Consider the following 17,442-nt stretch of genomic DNA (forward strand, 5'->3'; position numbering starts at 1 on the left):
TATGGTGATAATGACTGAAAAGCAGATCCCTGACTTCGTCAGCGATATCGTGGCGACCGGCTGCGACATCCGGGCGGTGGCCGATTTCTACGTCATTGCCGACGCCGATCTGCCGGACGATGTCTATGAGGCTGTCGAGCCGGAGCTGATGCGGATTTCCGAGACCTATGGCGAGCGCGACCACCTGAAGGCGCAGATTACCAACTACCTGTATTCGATAGGCAGATGTTATCCGCCTCCGGTGGTGCAGTAGCAACAATCGCTTTCTTCAGGATAGCTGGGCGGGGGCTCGCGACGACTGCTGCGTTGCTGCGAAGAGCACTCTCTACTTCGGGATGGAAGATCCTCAACCGGTTGATGGCTCAACGGGTGCGATTGCCTCGCAAGCGAAAGAGAGCATGACGACAGCATGCGCTACCCTAACCAAGGTGGACGGCCTTCACCTTCGTCATCAAGGCGATATCAACCGCACCGTCTGGATATCTACGCAGGCTAGTCGCTGATCGGGCGACGGCGCGATCGATGTCCTCGACAAGCGCGCGGAGCCCGCTTTTGCCACGAAGAACGTAGATCTTGATCCTACGGATGTGGGAAATCATAGCCGGAAGTTAAGGTTAAATTAAGCCGAAGCTGGATTTGGACGGCCTAATATATATCTTGCTTGCATACACGTCGGGGTGGTGGGGCAAGTATGCAAGACGCGAAGGTATCGATTGTCAGCGACAGCGCAATACTAACTGCCGCGCTGGAACAGTCTATCAGAACTACCTTCGGCAGTGTCCGCCGGGTATCGTCTGTCTTGGAACTCCTGCGTACCCCGGATTGGCAACTCGCAATTTCGGTTCTGGATGCAGCGGATCCAAAGGCTGTGACGCAGCATCTCCTGTCGGTTCCAAACAAGGACGACCTTGCCCGCATTGTTTTGCTAATGCGGGCTAACCAAACGGTTTGCGACTTTCGAGACCTGCTCCCGTTTGTGGGAGCGCTGATGCCAAACGGAACCTCCCTTGATGAAATCAATCTTGCTGCGCAACTCGTGCGACCTGGGTTCAGTCTGCTTCCTTCTAACGTCTTCTCGCTGCTGAACAGCGCGCCTCAACCGGCGCCAGAGCCCGTACCCCTAATCCTGAAGCTCCTGACCGAGCGAGAACTGGACGTCCTGCAGCTTTTGGCAGAAGGATGCAGCAACAAGACAATCGCGCGGCGGTTAGATGTCAGCGACAGCACCATCCGGGTGCACGTGCGCGCGATCCTCAAAAAGCTCAAGATGCAGAACCGAACGCAGGCTGCGCTCTTAGCCATCAGCAGCCGAGCCGACGGCCATGCCGGATTAAGCAGTGTGGTCGCTGTGGACTGAGACCTCCTGCCGGCAGCATGCCATACGCGAGATTTATAAAAACGCAAAAAATGGTTGAAGCGCAAACGAAACGACCCGTCGTTTAGCGCGATATCGGTGCGCTCTGCGCCTAGGCTGCTGAACGCAACGTCCTATGGCTGCAACGCCATGGACTGACGCTCAGATGTAAGCTGCTTGTTCCAAGAGACAAGCGTGCAAGCGGAGTATCAACAGGAAAACAACACCAACTTCTGTTGGCCTGCGCAGGGTCAAGCTAGCTCATTGTGCTTAGAACCCTGCGAACGGCCTAAACAATAAGGGCAAAGACGTCGCGAAAAAGGGCCAAGATATGTCAGGGCATAGGCCTCGCCCTAAACGCCTAGGCCATAATCGTCTCGTTAACCCTTTTTTAAGCAGTTGTGCATTGAGGCCCCGCCGCAAGAATGGCCCCGGGCAGCAATGACGCTGCGACGTCGCGGGACGCGCACTATCCATGGAGGGTCAGATGGACACGAAGGACTATACCGACAAACGCAAGCAGTCCGTGGTTGCCATGGTTTCGCCATTGGGCGTGGGAGCCAATGAACTCTCCGCAGGAAAAAGCTTCAGCGTCGAAGTTCCGACGGATGATGTTCATCGATTTGCCCTCTCCTACGCTAACGGGCATAGTCAAAGCCACAGCGTAACCGTGACGATTGACGGGAAGGAACCCCAGCTCGTCGAACTGCAGCCGACCGGATCGTGGACGGCCTATTCGACTGCAGTCGTCTCGCTTGAGCTGAAGGCAGGCGCGCACATCCTGTCATTGACGTCTCTCAACAACGCGGGTGCGGAGATTGCCAGCCTGACGCATCTGGGGGCTGTCGGTGGCCGAACCCTCGGCTCCTACCTCACCTCTGGTGCTCTTGCGGGTCTGAACGTCGCGGCCGTCGGCGCTGTGGCGCTGACGCTGAGCCCGAGTGTTCAGAACGCCTCGGAGCAGCCGCGCAAGGATCCGAGCGAGGAACCGTCTTCGCCTGCGGCGCCTCGCCAGGGCGCGCAGCACCAGATCGCAGAGCCAATGCCCGTGCAGCCGTCCGCGGCCGCCGCGGCCGCCGCAGCCGACGAGGCCGAGCTCAGCTTGCCGGAAGAGGCGGAGGCTGCATTGACGACCGAAAGTATTCCGGAGGAGGAAGTAGGCGGAAAGCGACAGGTTCGCTTCCTCGCCGCGTCCGAGCCCGCCCTCTCGTCCCGTCCTGACACCTTTGTTGACCTGGTCGCATCAGAGCCGGAATTCGATGCAGTCGAGGCGCCCGATCAGTGGTCGCAACCGATGAGCCTGCGGGTAACGGCGCAGGAGGATCTCGCCCAGGCGCTGGATGTGTCATCGCAGGTCGACCCGGAAGAGCAAACTCTGGAGGATGACGCTCCAGCCAGCCCTGGATCTGCCGCTGAGCCTGCCGCGCCGGCGCAAACGACCCTGCGACTCGAGGCCGAAAGTGCCGTGCGCGGGAGTATCGAGGCCGGCTCGACGACGGGCGAGCCGGCAGTTGTCAGCCTTGACACGGCGGCAACCGGTGACGTCGCCAATGCCGATGCGGCAAGTGGCGATGCCTATCTTGATTTTTCCGGCGTCGGATCGAACCACGATATCGGTTCGGGGCAGTATGTCGAATGGACGTTCGAGGTGGCCGAGGATGGCTACTACGATCTTGCCTTTGGCTATGCCTTCTCCTCCAGCGACGCAACCAACCGCCCGATGCGCCTGGACGTCAACGGCGAGGTATGGGATCGCATCTTCGACTTCGCCAGCACTGGGGCTAACACGACATACAGCGAAGCGACGACACGCGTCCTGCTGGAGGCTGGCGCAAACACCGTCCGGCTGACGGCAAACGGTTTCAGCGGTCCTAATCTCGATTACCTGGAAGTTCGCCCGCCCCACGTCGGCAAGATTGTCATCCAGGCAGAGGATCTCCTCGCAGCGGCGGCCGGCAACGCGCCAACGACTGTCAATCGACAGATCACACTCGAGTATTTGGAAGGTAAGACGACGGCGGAGCAATTTCGCGTCGGTGCCGAAGGCGACGCGTATCTTGACTGGGCCGGTGGCACCGCATCGCAGAGCCTAATCCTGCCGGTGACGGCAGCAATCGCAGGAACATACCAGATCACAATCACCTATGCGAATGGCGGCGCCACAGCAAGGCCGCTTCAACTGCGCGGGCCCGACGGAGAGCTTATCGGATCGTTCAACTTCGCTCCGACGGCGGCACCAGGCGCCTATCCTGAATTCTACGACGACATCCTGGCACGGGTGCGAGCGACCGACGGAAGCGATGCAGGTACAGTGCCCGATCCGACCGGCTTCGAGGGCTGGCACGCGGAGACGCTGACTGTCAGCGTCGAGCTGCAGGCGGGGCAGAACAATTTCACTTTGGTTGGCCCTAACGGCCCCAATCTCGACAAGATCGAGTTCAACCTCGTTTCCCCCGCAGAGCCGGAGGAAACAAATACGGCTCCAATTGCCGACGATGGCAGTGCTTCGACGAATGAAGACAGCGCAATCGTCATTGACGTCGCCGACCTGATCGATGATGCCGATGCGGATTCGCTGACCGTTACGGCCAGTGTTCCAGCCGCACAGGGAAGCGTCGTCGTTTCCGGCACCCAAATCGTCTTCACGCCTGCGCCTCATTTTCACGGGCCGGCAAGCATCACCTATGCGGTATCCGACGGGACGGCTAGCGCCACCGCAACCGTCCTCGTGGATGTTGCGTCGGTCAACGATGCGCCGGCGCTAGCCGGCGACTTGGACGATCAGGATCTGCCGGCGTCTGGGGGCTCGATAGCGCTCGATGTGCTGACCTTCGTCGATGTCGATGGCGACGCCGTGACGCTGGGAGCGCGGCTTGCCGGAGGAGGGTCGCTTCCTGAAGGGATCGCGATCGTGAGCGGCGAACTGGTCGTCGCAGGAGACGTGCCGGCCGGCAACTACGAGATTGAGATCTTCGCAACAGACGGGGTTTTACAGTCGCAGCCGGTGACGCTCACGGTTGCCAAGGCTGCACCCGCTGTCGAGCCGGAGCCGTTTTCACCATACGTGCTGCAGGCCGAAGACGGCATCATCGTCGACCAGATCGACAACGTGGCATCACCTGCCAATGACACGCAGATTCGCGACGCCAGCAATCCAGAATCACCCGAGGACAAGGTCCTCGATGCCCGGGGCCTGCGTCCGGGTTCGACGGGAACGGGGTATGTTGATTTCGGTATCAACTCAGGCTCGGCAGGCGATTCCTTGACCTTGAATTTCGAGGTCGCTTCCGCCGGCACCTATACGCTCCACTTCCGTTATGCCAATGGCGGTGGGACGCCACGCCCGCTGAACCTGTCAGTCAATGGCGTGAACGAAGGCATACTCGGCTTTGCGCAGGCTCAGGGACAGACTGACCCGTGGAGCCACTGGATGCTTCAGACCGTGACCGTCGATCTCTCGGCCGGCGTAAACAGCGTGGTTCTGGCCATTGCGCCAAATGCTCTCAACGGACCGAACATTGACGCCGTGGCGATCACGCAACCAGGTGACACGCCCTCCTTCTTTGTCCCGGTCATCACCAGCTCTGCGACCGCCAATGTGCTGGAAAACACCACGTCGGTAGTGGACGTCGACGCAATCGATGGTGACGGCGCAGCACTCACCTATAGCTTGACCGGCAACGGCGCCGACGATTCTCTTTTCCAGATCGATCCCATGACCGGAGAACTGAGCTTCAAGGGAAGTCCTGACTTCGAGGCACCGGCCGGCAGTGACGCCGGTTACCAGGTGGAGGTTGCCGTTGGTGATGGTACCTCGACGGTCACGCAGACCATCACTGTCACGGTTGCGGATGTGAACGAAGCGCCGGAAGCGCTAGTCGTTACCGGAGATCTTAGCCTGACCGAGAATGCACAAGCCGGCACAGTCGTCGGCGCGGTTTCCGCAACAGATCCGGATGGGAATGAACTATCCTATAGCGTCAACGACGAGCGCTTCGTCGTGAACGCGGCCGGGCAGATCGTTATCGCAGATGGCGCCAGCTTCGACTTCGAAGCAGAGGCAGGCATCGAGCTGCAGGTCACCGCTTCCGACGGCACGCTGTCGACTGCCAAAACGGTCACGATTGCCGTTACGGACGTTGCCGAGCAGGTCGGTCCCCGCAATGTCGTCTTCGATGCAGCCACGCTCACCTCCTACAGCACGCAGGATCGGGGAGCAGGAGCGAGCGTCGCCGACGAAGGTGCCACGCTTCATCTGGACGGCAACCTGTGGAAGCGCGCGCCCATTGGAGGCGACCACGTCATCACCGCCGGCACCAAGCTTGTGGCCACGGTGATGATCGGCGATACCCTGCCGGAAATCCTCGCCATCGGATTTGACGACGACGATTCACCTTTCGAGATGTCAGACGGATCCGTTTACCAGATCGGCGGCAGCCAGAGCCAAGCGGGTTTTGTCGATCTGCGCAATGGCGCGGGTACGCCGGGACAGACGATCCAGGTGGTCATCGATCTGTCGGCTCACGCCGGCAAGACGATCAGCTCGCTGGTCTTCATTGCCGATGATGACTACACAAGCGATGGCGTCGGGTCGGTCAGCTTCAGCAATGTCCAGCTGATCGACGGTGATGCAGGCGATTTGAACAATGCGCCGGACGTTCTTGCAGGCGGCATTGCCGACGTGACCTTGCCGGAGCGTGGGCCTCTGGAGATCGATCTGCCCTTCATCGATCGGGACGGCGACAATCTGACCTATACGGTCACGGTCGTCGATGCGCTCGGAAATCCGGTGCCGGATTTCGCGGGCCTCCAGATCATCGAGGGAAGCCTGATCGGGCAGCTCGACGTCGCTCCCGGCGACTATGTGGTGACGGTGACGGCCAGCGACGGCCAGGCGCAAACCTCCGACAGCTTCCAGTTGACCGTCGAGGACGTCAATGACGCCCCTGTGGTCGATGCGGACGCCGCCTTCGAACCTTTCTTCGGCAGAGTGGGGCTGGAGATTGAGGGGATTGACCTCAGCCTCTTCGCAGACGCCTTTTCCGATGCCGACAATGATCAACTGGTGTTTTCCGTTGAAGGCTTGCCTGCGGGGCTGAGCCTCAACGAAGAGGGTGTGATCGTCGGTACGCCGCGCGAAGCTGGGAGCATCATCACCATTGTTGCCACCGACCCTCACGGGGCACGCGCGGAATTGCAGCTGCCTTTCGTCATCGAGGGGCCGACCGTCGGCGACGTGATCACGGTCGAAGCGGAAGCCTTCACGGGGCTCGGAGAGGCGAGCGGCTTCTATGCCGCTGCGGCGCCGGGTGCTTCGGGTAATCAGGCGATCCGGACGAATCCAAGCCAGGCAGGCAGCGTCTCCACCAACCTTTCGCAGAACGGTATTGTCGAAGGCTGGTACCAGGTGACGATCACCGTCTACGACGAGACCGACGGGACGGCGCGCTTCTCCTTGAATATTGGGGAAACCATACTTGCGGAGAACCTGGCGTTCGACGAGGCAGGAACCTTTGACAATCCGTCCCTTCCGCGCGGCAATGCGGGGCAAGCAGGCAACCTTAAAACCATTACGTTCAATACCGCCGTGTTCGTCCATGCCGAGGCTGTCGCGCAGATCACCGGCCAGTCCGACGCTGGCGAATATCTGAGGATCGATAAGTTGACCTTCACGCGAGTGGAGGCACCGGAGATCGCACCCTCGGCCATCTCGCTCGATCTGGACCTCGTGGCCGAGAATGCCGCAGGCGCTGTGATTGGCACCCTTTCGGCTACGGATCCAGACGGAGACGCCTCGACACTGGTTTATTCGACCAACGATGCGCGCTTCGTCATTGAAGGGGACCAGATAAGGCTTGCCGATGGAGTGAGCCTTGATCATGAGGCTGGTGAGACCATCGCTGTCGCGGTCACGGTCACTGATGCACAGGGGCTGCAGACCACGACGGATCTGACGATCACCGTCGGCGACGTGAATGAGGCGCCGTCGACGGCGGATGGTGCCGCGCTTGCCGATGTGAGCTTCGCTAGCGGAACGGGTGGCAGCGTCGACCTCGCCAGCCTCGCCTTCAGCGATCCGGACGAAGACGCGGAACTGACGGTGGTTGCGCAGCTTGGGGACGGCAGCGCGCTGCCCGAAGGCTTCTCTCTGGTGAATGGCCAGTTGCAGGTTGCCGACACGGTCGCGGTCGGCGTCTACGAGATCGAAGTCTTTGCCTCCGACGGCGAACTAGACTCGGAATCCGTCTCTTTCACCGTCACCGTCGAGGAGCCGGGAAGCGAACCAGAGGAGCCGTTCACGCTCCTAATCCAGGCGGAATCCGGCGCTGTTACAAGCTTCGATACCGATAGCAACAATACCGACACCTCAATTCGCGATGCCGACAATCCAGAGTCGGGCAGCAATGTGAGCTTGGTCGACGGTCTTCGCCCAGGCTTCACCGGAACGGGGTATCTCGACTACGGCGACACTGCAGGCGATCGGGCGGCCTACACCTTCGAGGTGCCGGCAGCCGGCGCTTACGAGATCAAGGTGCGCTACGCGACCAACTCGGCTCGTCCGCTTGATCTGGTGGTTAATGGTGCAGCGCCAGTGCAGATGGCTTTCGTTGCCACGGGGACAAACACCCAAGGTCCGACCGAGGGTTTCAACAACTGGGGCTTCGAGACGATTACGGTAGAGCTCCAGGCCGGCAGCAATACGATCCACTTCGCAATTCCGACCGGTGCGACGACCGGCCCGAACCTCGACTCGTTCGAGGTGACACGTATCTTGAACGCTGGTGATACCTCGGCGGACGAGGATGGCAACCTCTTCCTGTCTGGGCCTGATGGTGTCTTGACCGGCGCCAACAAAGAATCGATCAACTTCAACATCGCGGGACGCGACGCCGACATCGTTAAAGTTGAGGTCAGTTTCGATGGCGGTGAAACCCGCGTTACTGTCCTCCCCGACGCTGATGGCGACTTCGTCGTCGATGGGTCCAGCCTAGCTGCCGGCGAGTACGAGGCAACGGTTTACGTCATCGACGAGGCCGGCAACGAGGCCTCGACTTCGATGTCAATCGAGGTCGGCGGCGAGGTCGTGCCGCCGTTCATGCTGGAGATCGAAGGCGAAACCTTCATACCGGTGGATACCACCGGCACGGGTAACCAGATCACACAGCCACGCACGCCGGACAACCAAGAGCCCAACCAGCCTCTGGACCGAGATGCGAATGGCGATGGTCTCTGGGATGGTTTCTCAGGCTCCGGCTACTTGGACATGGGCGCCCAGATCGGCGACGCTGCCTCGTTCGCCTTCGACGCGCCGGCAGGGGGCACCTACACCTTCACCTTCCGCTACAGCAACGGCGGCGGCGCACCAAACGGCGATCGGCCTATGACGCTGAGCGTCGACGGCGCCGTCGTGGCAACCGTGCCGTTCCCAGGAACGGGCGTTAACGGCTGGGATGTTTGGGCGGAAACAACAGTTGAGATCGAACTGGACGCAGGCCAGCAGACGGTTACGCTATCCAACACCGTGGCCAATGGTCCCAACATTGACAAGGTGACCATCAGCAGGGAAGGCAGCGAGCCGGTCGACGCCCGAGATCAGATTCGCTTTGAAGAGATCATCAAGATCAACTTTGAACCGGCGCCTAGCACGGGGCAGTTTGCACCGCCAGCGGGATACCAGACGCCGTCAGGCTATGTCGCCGACACCGGCGCCGGCTATGGAGATCGCGGCAACGGCTTCACCTATGGCTGGGTGGATGTGGAAGACGGCGCAGTCACGCATGATCCGCTCGCTCAGCCCGGCGGCTCCATGCGCTACAAGGATGACGTTTCCGAGGCCAGCAACCTCCAGAAAACCTATGCCCATTTCGAATATCCGGGAGCATCGGCCGCGACCAATGAACGCGCGTGGGAAATGGCGCTGGAGGACGGCACCTATCAGCTGACGATGTCCATCGGGGATACGGGCGGTGCTTATGACAGTGATTACGTCATCAATGTCGAGGGCCAGTCCTTCATGCCCGGCTTCACGCCGGCCAATCTCGAGGGCCAGTCACCGACAGGGAGCGCCTATAACAGCGCGCAGGATGGCGAGGGCTTCCGCTCCACGCTCGTCACGGGCATTGTCACCGTCACGGATGGCCGACTGACGATCGACTCGATCGGAGGCTACAACACCGAGATTCAGTATCTGGAGATCGAGAAAATTCCCGATCTGACGCCTGAAGATGGTCGAACTGCTGATCTCGACTTCTCACTGTTTGCCGCACCCATGGCAGATTCGCTGGATGGCCAGGTGCCGATCAGCATCGGTGAAGATGGCTCGCTTCCGACCGGAATCGATCCGAGCTCAAGCTTTGTCGTTGCCGTTCAGCTGCAGGCGGACGGCAATCGCGGCCCCAACATCGCCCATGTGGAAAATATCAAGCTCGTCGAGACGTTGACCGGTGTGGAGGTTGAGATCGACGTACAGATCAGCGGCGGGGCCGACTCGCTCACCATTCGCCCGCTTGAGCAACTGAAGGAAAACACGAGCTACACCCTTAGGGTGCAGGACGTGATGGACTTGGGAAGCATCACAGACGCGAATGGCGCCCTGCGCCAGTTCCAGGATCTGACCACGACATTCGTAACCGGCGAGGCGCAAGAAGACGTGCCGCGGGAGGTGGCGTTCAGTACGCAGACGCTGCTCGACGGGTTCGCCGACGGCGCAGGCGGCTATACCGCGATTGAGTTTGGGCCGGACGGCAAGCTTTATGTCGCAACCATCACCGGCGAAATCCATCGCTGGGACGTCAATGCCGACGGCACCATCAACAAGGCTTCGCAGGAGACCTTGATCCTCGACTATCTGGACGCAGGCAATGGCGAGCGCCGCGGCATCGTCGGCTTCGTCTTCGATCCCGAAGACCCGAGCACGATCTGGATTACCGACAACGCCCCGATCCCGCGCGAGTCGAAGGCCTTCGACACACCGGAATTCTCTGGGCGCGTGAGCAAGATCACCCTCGGAGATGGCGGTTCCTTTACCGGTGTCGATGCCGAAACCTATATTTGGGGCCTTCCGCGCTCGGGCGGCGATCACCTGACGAACAGCCTGGAATTCCGCGCCAACCCGAACGCTGGCGAGGTCGGCGAGCCGGATTATCTGCTGTACCTTAGCCAGGGCTCCAACTCTGCAGCCGGTGCCCCCGATGCCGCGTGGGGCAGCCGTCCGGAGCGTCTGCTCAATGCTGCCATTCTCGAGATTGATCGAAGCCGTGATGCTCCTGACGGCGGGTTCGACGTGCGAACCGAACCGGTGGACCTCGATGACGCTCCGACGACGTCTTTTCCGGCAAGCCAGTTCAATGACGACGGCACTTACCCGGGTTCATACAACCCGTTTGCGGCCGACGCCGTACTGAAGATCTACGCCACAGGGGTGCGCAACGCCTATGACCTGGTATGGCATTCGAACGGCCATCTCTACGTGCCCACAAACGGGACCGCCTCGGGCGGGAAGACGCCGCAGGACCCGACGCAGCCGGGTCTCGACACCGTCATCAGCAACTCGCCCAAGCAGTACGACTACTTCTTCAACGTGGAGGAAGGGAAATATTACGGCCATCCCAACGTCTTGCGGGACGAGTACGTCCTGAACGGCGGTAATCCCACCTCTGGTCTTGATCCCAACGAAGTTGTCGGCGGAAACGACGGCAATCGCAACACCGATGGATATGAAAGCGGTGTGCAGACCGACGAGAACTATGACCTCGATGGCGTCTATAACCTTGGTTACAACCGCTCGCCAAATGGTGCGATCGAATATACCGGCAATGCCTTCGGTTCAAACCTTAAGGGCGCGATCCTCTTTGCGCAGTTCTCGACCGGCGACAATGTCCGCATGATCCGTGTGGATGCCGAGGGCAACATCATCGGTGACGATGTGCTGCGTCGGCCCGATGGTTCTGTGATTGACGATTACATCGATCCGCTCGACATCATCCAGAACCCGGTCACGGGACAGCTTTACCTCATGACGCTCAACCGTGGCACCGGGGCGAGCCAGCTCATCCTGCTCACGCCCGCACCCGGCGGCGTTACTGCAGACCTAACCGCAGACGAAGGCGGCAATCTGGCACTCGTTGCCCTTGATGTCAGCGATCCCCTTGCTGCCGTCTTCCAGGTCAACGGCCTCGACAGCGACATTACGGCGATCCGGGTCTCGTTCAATGGTGGCCCGGAGACGACCATCACCCTCGACGGTCAGAACCGCTTCACTGTCGACCTTGACGGTCTCACCGGTCCGGTCACCGCCCGCATCAGGGTAACTGACGATGCTCTTAACGAGGCAGCCGCGACAGTACAATTCACGCCCGGGGAAGAGCCGACCACACCCCAATACGTGACGCTCGTGACCATTCAGGCTGAGGATCGCACGCCAGGCGACGGTACGTCTGTCACGGTCCCAACGGGAAGCAATGCCCAAATCCAGATCCGCGACGCTTCCAACCGCGAGACCGGTTCCGGCGCGAATGGTGAAGGCTATGTGGATGCTTTGCGCCCGGGAGCCTACGGTATAGATGGAAACACCGAGAACCTTGACGGTACGCCGGGCGGTTACGCCGATTTCGGTTCCACCAATGCCGACTACCTGACCTTCACCTTCTCGGCGGAGAGCGCCGGCAACGCGATTTTGAAGTTTCGGTATTCCAACGGCGCAACAGCTGACCGGCCTCTTCAGCTCGAGGTCAATGGTTCCATCGTCAAGGTACAGCCCTTCGCACCCACGGCCACCGGACCGGACGTCGATGGCTGGACACTTTGGTCGGAGGTCGAGATCCCGGTCTCGCTTGCCGCTGGCCAGAACACCGTCACCTTGCGCTCAGTCAGTGCCACCGGCCCCAATATCGATCAACTGGTGGTTCTGGTTCCAGCCGAGGAAGAAACGGTTCCCAATGATGGCGAAGTGGTCGTCGATGGGTTCACCTATGTCCGCTACGAGGCGGAGCACGCGGAGCTTGGCGGTGGACCGGCGGTCGTTTCAGAAGATCGCGACCAGTCAGGTGACTTCGTCGACTTCATCGGGCCGGACAGCGAAACCATTACCTGGACGGTGGAGGTCGGTGCGGCGGGAAGCTACGGCGTCGATATCCTCTATGCGTTAGGAGCAGGCAAGCTCGCCCGACCGATGACCGTCTCGGTCAACGGACAGGTCATCGAGACGCTGCCGTTTGCGGCAAACAGCAATACCGCGGAAACAATCTGGGGAGCCCAGTCGGCAAGCCTCCAGCTTTCCGCCGGGGTGAACACGATCACGCTGACGGCGCCGGGTGGTGTCGGCCCCAATGTCGACCAACTCCTCATCACGAAGGAGCCGGTCGCCATTTTCGAACCCGACTATGCCGACATAGCCGGCAGCGGACGCATCGAACTGGAAGCGCAGGACGGCTCGGCGCAAACGATCAACGGCAGCACCGTGGAGTTCTTCTTTACGGTCGATGCGGACGGCGTCTACAAGCTTGACACGGCCGCCAATGCCAATGCGGCTGATGGCCAGGGTCTCACATGGTTCCTCAACGGCGTTGAAGTGGATGAAAGCGCCTTCCCCGGAACCGGCGCCGCCGGCGAACAGTCGGTTTATCTCGAACTAGAAGCCGGAACGCAGTACCGGATACGGATCGCGTCGGATGCACCTGGTGCCAGTGCGCTCGACTATCTCGACATCAGTCCTGCTCCCGGTAATGCCAACGCCGATATCGCAGTTCAGAGCCTTGATCCTGCTTACTTCGAAAACCGTCTGCACTTCAGCTACCTGGAGAACCCGGACGCTGTCGATCCTGATGCCCCTGACCGGGATTTCAAGGACACAGGCACCGTGCGGATCAGCAATACCGGCACAGAACCCTTGAGCGTCATCGACTATGAGATTGATGGCCCCTTCACCCTTGCCGACCCCTCAATTTTTGAGGGACTGGTGCTGACACCGGGACAGACGATAGACGTCACCGTTCAGTTCAATCGCGCCGCCTACACGCCGCCGACATCGAATATTGACGGCACATCGACGGTCTTCACCGGTAAGCTTCAGGTGATCACCAACGATGCAGACGATCCGGTGACGACCATTGATCTTGCGGGCTTCTGGCAAGCTCGTGACGAGGGCGGGCAGGAGCCAAACGTCAACGAGGTTTGGAAGATCTTCGGCTTCGGCAACGTCATAGAAGGGCTCCGTCTGACGGGTGGCGGCGAAAATTCGGTTCTATCCACCAATGACGTGTTCGCCAAAACCGACGAGACCGAGGTGCTCTCGCCTTACTGGAAACTAGCTGACGGCGTCTCCGAAGCCAAAATCACCCACATCGCTGCCTTCCACGGCACCGGTGGGGCCACGCTTCACATCCATAATCCCGGCAACAAGGGCCAGAATGTCCAGCTTTGGAACCACGAGGGTGTGGACAACCAGCGTCTCTTGCCCAATGCCGGCAACGACACGAGCTTCGCCACGACCACGATCGGCAATGGCCGCATTCCTGACAACTGGCTCGGTAACGAGGTCTTCGGCATCTCTGTGGCGGGTCTTTCGACCGATCCCCGGCTCAACCCCCGCGGCGACGTCCTCGTCGAGGGTGCCCAGCAGGGACATACGGTGAAGATGTTCCAGGCTCTGGATGCCGACGGAAACGTCATTCCCAACGTCTATCTCGGTATCATGGACTACACCGGTATCAACTATGACTATAACGACAACATGTTCGTCATAGAGGGCGTCGAGCCTGTCGGGTTTGGCCAAGACCTGCGGGTCGCTGGCCTGGATGATGCGGCCGCGGATGATCGCCTCGTCTTCACCAATATCGATCAGCCGGCTAACGCCCAACAAGCCTTCCGCAACGAAGCCACCTTCACCATCAACAACGACGGGTTCGCGCCTCTCAACATCAGCAGCGTGATCCTCGCAGATCCGGAAAATTTCCAGATTGTCGGAAGCGTTCCATCCACTATCGCGGCTGGCGCAAGCGCACAGATCACGGTGCGCTTCATCGGCACGCACTCAGGCACTTCTTCCGGTGCGGATCTGTTCAAGTCGACCCTGACCATTACCTCGGACGACTTTTCAGACGGGGTCAAGGTCATCCAGCTGGCGGGCTTGGCGCAGGAGTTTTCGGAGAACAATTCCGAACCGACGGTCGCCCAGATTGTTGAAGCCTTTGGCTACAGCACCGATATGGCACAGGGCGAACTTGCGGGGGGCGGCGTCGTCGAGACCATCGGAGACGAGGTCTTGCTGCCCTATCTCCAGCGGTTGGACAACGCTCGTCCCGTCGAGGTGATCCAGATCGCCGCCTTCCTCAATCAGGGCAATGTGGCGCGTTTGGGCTTCCATGGGCTCAACTCCTCGACGGTCACCAACCTCTTTGCCAATGACGACCAGCAGGGACAGACGGTTCTGCCCGATCAACTGGTTTCGGGAGGCGGAGCGGGAGCTACGGTGGCGCGCGGCACGATCAACCAGAACGGTCCGTTCGGCATCTACATCTCGGTCGATGGCCGGCCCACCTATTCTTCCTGGAGTGATCCGGAGGCCAACAAGATTGACCCCAATTTCGGTCATCTCGTCGGCGACAGCCAGGGTCACCTGATCCGATACTTCCAGGCGCTCGACGCCGACGGCAATGTCATCGAAGGGACCTATATCGGTATCCAGGATTACCCAGGCGCCGGCAATTACGACTACAACGACCACATGTTCGTCATCAAGAACGTCAAGCCGTACGAACTGGCGGCGGCGAATGACGCCAATGGCGACGATATCAACGATGCACTGCAACTGGACGGCGACAACGACGGGACGGTCAACTTCTTCGACCCGAACGCGACGCCGCAAGAGCCCGAAGAACCGGAAGAGCCAGGCGGCGAGAACCGCGGCGACTACGTATTCGGTGTCAACTTCGGAGGCGGCGCCATCGCCAATGATCCGGTCCTTGGTGTCGCACTGGCAGCACAGAACGATCCGCGCGTCACCATCGCCGGCAGTGTCAACCCTGGCGCGGGCGCCGATGATCAAGGTAACCCGAACGGCGCGAATGCAACCTCCGGATCAGCCTTTAAGACTTATGAAGACGGATCCAACTGGACGGCGACCATCCAGGTGCCGAACGGCACCTATGTGGTGGTTCTTCATACTCAGGAGACCTACTGGAATGCGACCGGGATGCGCCAGTTCGACGCCTTCATCAACGGCCAGCAGGTCATCAACAATCTTGATCCCTTTGCAGCCGCCGGCGGCGATGATCCAATCGCGGTTGAAGCCGTCGTCACCGTGACCAACGGCCAGATCAGCATCAATATGGTCGCCGATATAGACAATGCGGCACTGAACGCCGTGACGATCTATGAGTATGTCGCACCGGGTAGCGCCCAGCAGCCCTTTTCGGGAACGCCATTCCTGGTCGATGCGGACGGCATCACGATCGATGCCAGCAACTACGACAATGGTGGCCAGGGCGTGGCCTACAACGACCAGGCGGGCCTTGAGGGCGGCAACAATGGTGGACGTGCGGGCAGCGATGTCGAGCAGACGTCCAATGGTGACATCGGCTGGATCCAAAGCGGCGAATGGCTGGAATATACAGTCAGCGTCGAAACCGCCGGTGCCTACAACCTTGCCCTCATGCTTGCCAATGGTGGCGGCGCAGGCCGCTCAGCGACGGTCTCCTTCTATCGGGAAGGGGAAGACACACCCTACGTCACTAAGGTGATCGACAACCCACAAACGGCAAGCTGGAGCACGTTCGCATCCCGCTCGAATGGTTCGGTCGGCCTTGAAGCGGGCGAGCAGGTGATGCGCGTCACCTTCTCCGGCGGTAGCCAGGACTACCGGTCCGTCAGCCTGACCCCTGTTGCTCCTGCGCAAACCCCTTATGGGGGGGCAGCGCCGTTCTTCACCAATGGTGTGCTCACGGTGGACGCCTCGAACTTCGATGAAGGCGGACAGGGGGTTGCCTATAACGACAATCCTGGCCTTGACGGGGGTGCTGCGGCGACAAGCTTCCGCCCTGGACGTGCCGTGGAGCTTGTCGGATCCGGTCTTGATATCGGCCACGTCAAGCCGGGTGAATGGGTGGAGTACACGATCAACGTGCCGACGGCAGGCGTTTACTCCTTCTCGGCCAACGCCAAGACACCGGTCACGGGTGCAAGCATTGCCGTTTCGCTCAATGGGACCACGCCTCTTGGCACGGTCTCCCTTGCGGACGGGCACGCAGGTGGAGCGAACTTCTCCAGCGCCGCTTTTGCGCAAAGCGAGGCCATCCAAGTTTCGCTTTCTGCCGGTGTCCAAACCCTGAGACTGACTTTTGACGGCCCCTTGGCCAGCAACGGCTATGTCCTTGATCTGGCCTCCTTCACACTGACCGCCTCACCGCAACAGCAACCGAGAGGAGGCGTTGCCCCTGTTCTCGACGGGGATGGGCTAACCGTGGAGGCTCTCGATTACGACGAGGGTGGTCAGGGTGTTGCTTATAACGATGCGGACGGGCTGCAGGGGGGAAGTAACGGCGGTCGGGCCGGATCCTCGGTCGAGGTTACCAGCGGTGGCAATGTCGGCTGGATCGGCAACGGCGAATGGCTGGAATACACGGTCAATGTGGAGGAGGCAGGCCCATATGAGCTCAGCCTGTCCATGGCGCTGGGCGAGGCCGGAGGGCCAGGCCGCTCTGTCGTGGTGTCCTTTGCCAATGGTGCCGATGTCGAGGAGGTGACGGTTGCAACGCCGCGAACTGGCACCTGGTCGAACTTCCAGGACACCGACCCTGTCGTTGTCGATCTTGAAGCGGGCGCCACGGTTGTGCGCCTGACGTTCGCCGGAGGCGCGCAGGACATCTCTTCCTTCACACTGACACCAGCGTCCTCAACTGGCGCTGCCGCCATGCTTGCGTTGGAAGAGGACCCGACTGGTCTTCTCCCCTCAACGGAGATGGCCGAAGACTTGGCGGACATGTCGGGCTCACACGCAGACGACGAGGATCCTGGCATGGGCCATGTCTTCGGCTTCGATCTGATTGCCTGACGAGGAAAGGTGCGGCGGTGTCCAACTGCCGCACCCCTAA

At 60.4% G+C, this 17,442-nt stretch carries 3 protein-coding genes; all 3 read left to right on the forward strand.

Annotated elements, in window-relative coordinates; genetic code table 11:
* Window position 1 precedes the first annotated feature (1 nt).
* Window positions 2-253 carry a Y4lK-related protein gene (locus tag MUU54_RS20520; protein WP_247245826.1) on the forward strand — a complete coding sequence of 84 codons (252 nt, stop codon included), beginning with the start codon at window positions 2-4 and terminating at the stop codon, window positions 251-253.
* A 438-nt stretch (window positions 254-691) separates the two neighbouring features.
* Window positions 692-1,357: a helix-turn-helix transcriptional regulator gene (locus MUU54_RS20525; protein WP_247245827.1), complete on the forward strand. Its 666-nt coding sequence runs from the start codon at window positions 692-694 to the stop codon at window positions 1,355-1,357.
* 484 nt (window positions 1,358-1,841) lie between these two features.
* On the forward strand, window positions 1,842-17,402 hold the full coding sequence (locus MUU54_RS20530) for a carbohydrate-binding protein (RefSeq protein ID WP_247245828.1): 15,561 nt from the start codon (window positions 1,842-1,844) through the stop codon (window positions 17,400-17,402).
* Window positions 17,403-17,442: the final 40 nt, after the last annotated feature.

This window comes from Pseudorhizobium tarimense (genome assembly GCF_022968135.1).
Taxonomy (GTDB): Bacteria; Pseudomonadota; Alphaproteobacteria; order Rhizobiales; family Rhizobiaceae; genus Neorhizobium; species Neorhizobium tarimense.

Coding starts and splice junctions, on each gene's coding strand:
- MUU54_RS20520 (WP_247245826.1), top strand. CDS start 2: ATGGTGATAATGACTGAAAAGCAGATCCCTGACTTCGTCAGCGATATC.
- MUU54_RS20525 (WP_247245827.1), top strand. CDS start 692: ATGCAAGACGCGAAGGTATCGATTGTCAGCGACAGCGCAATACTAACT.
- MUU54_RS20530 (WP_247245828.1), top strand. CDS start 1,842: ATGGACACGAAGGACTATACCGACAAACGCAAGCAGTCCGTGGTTGCC.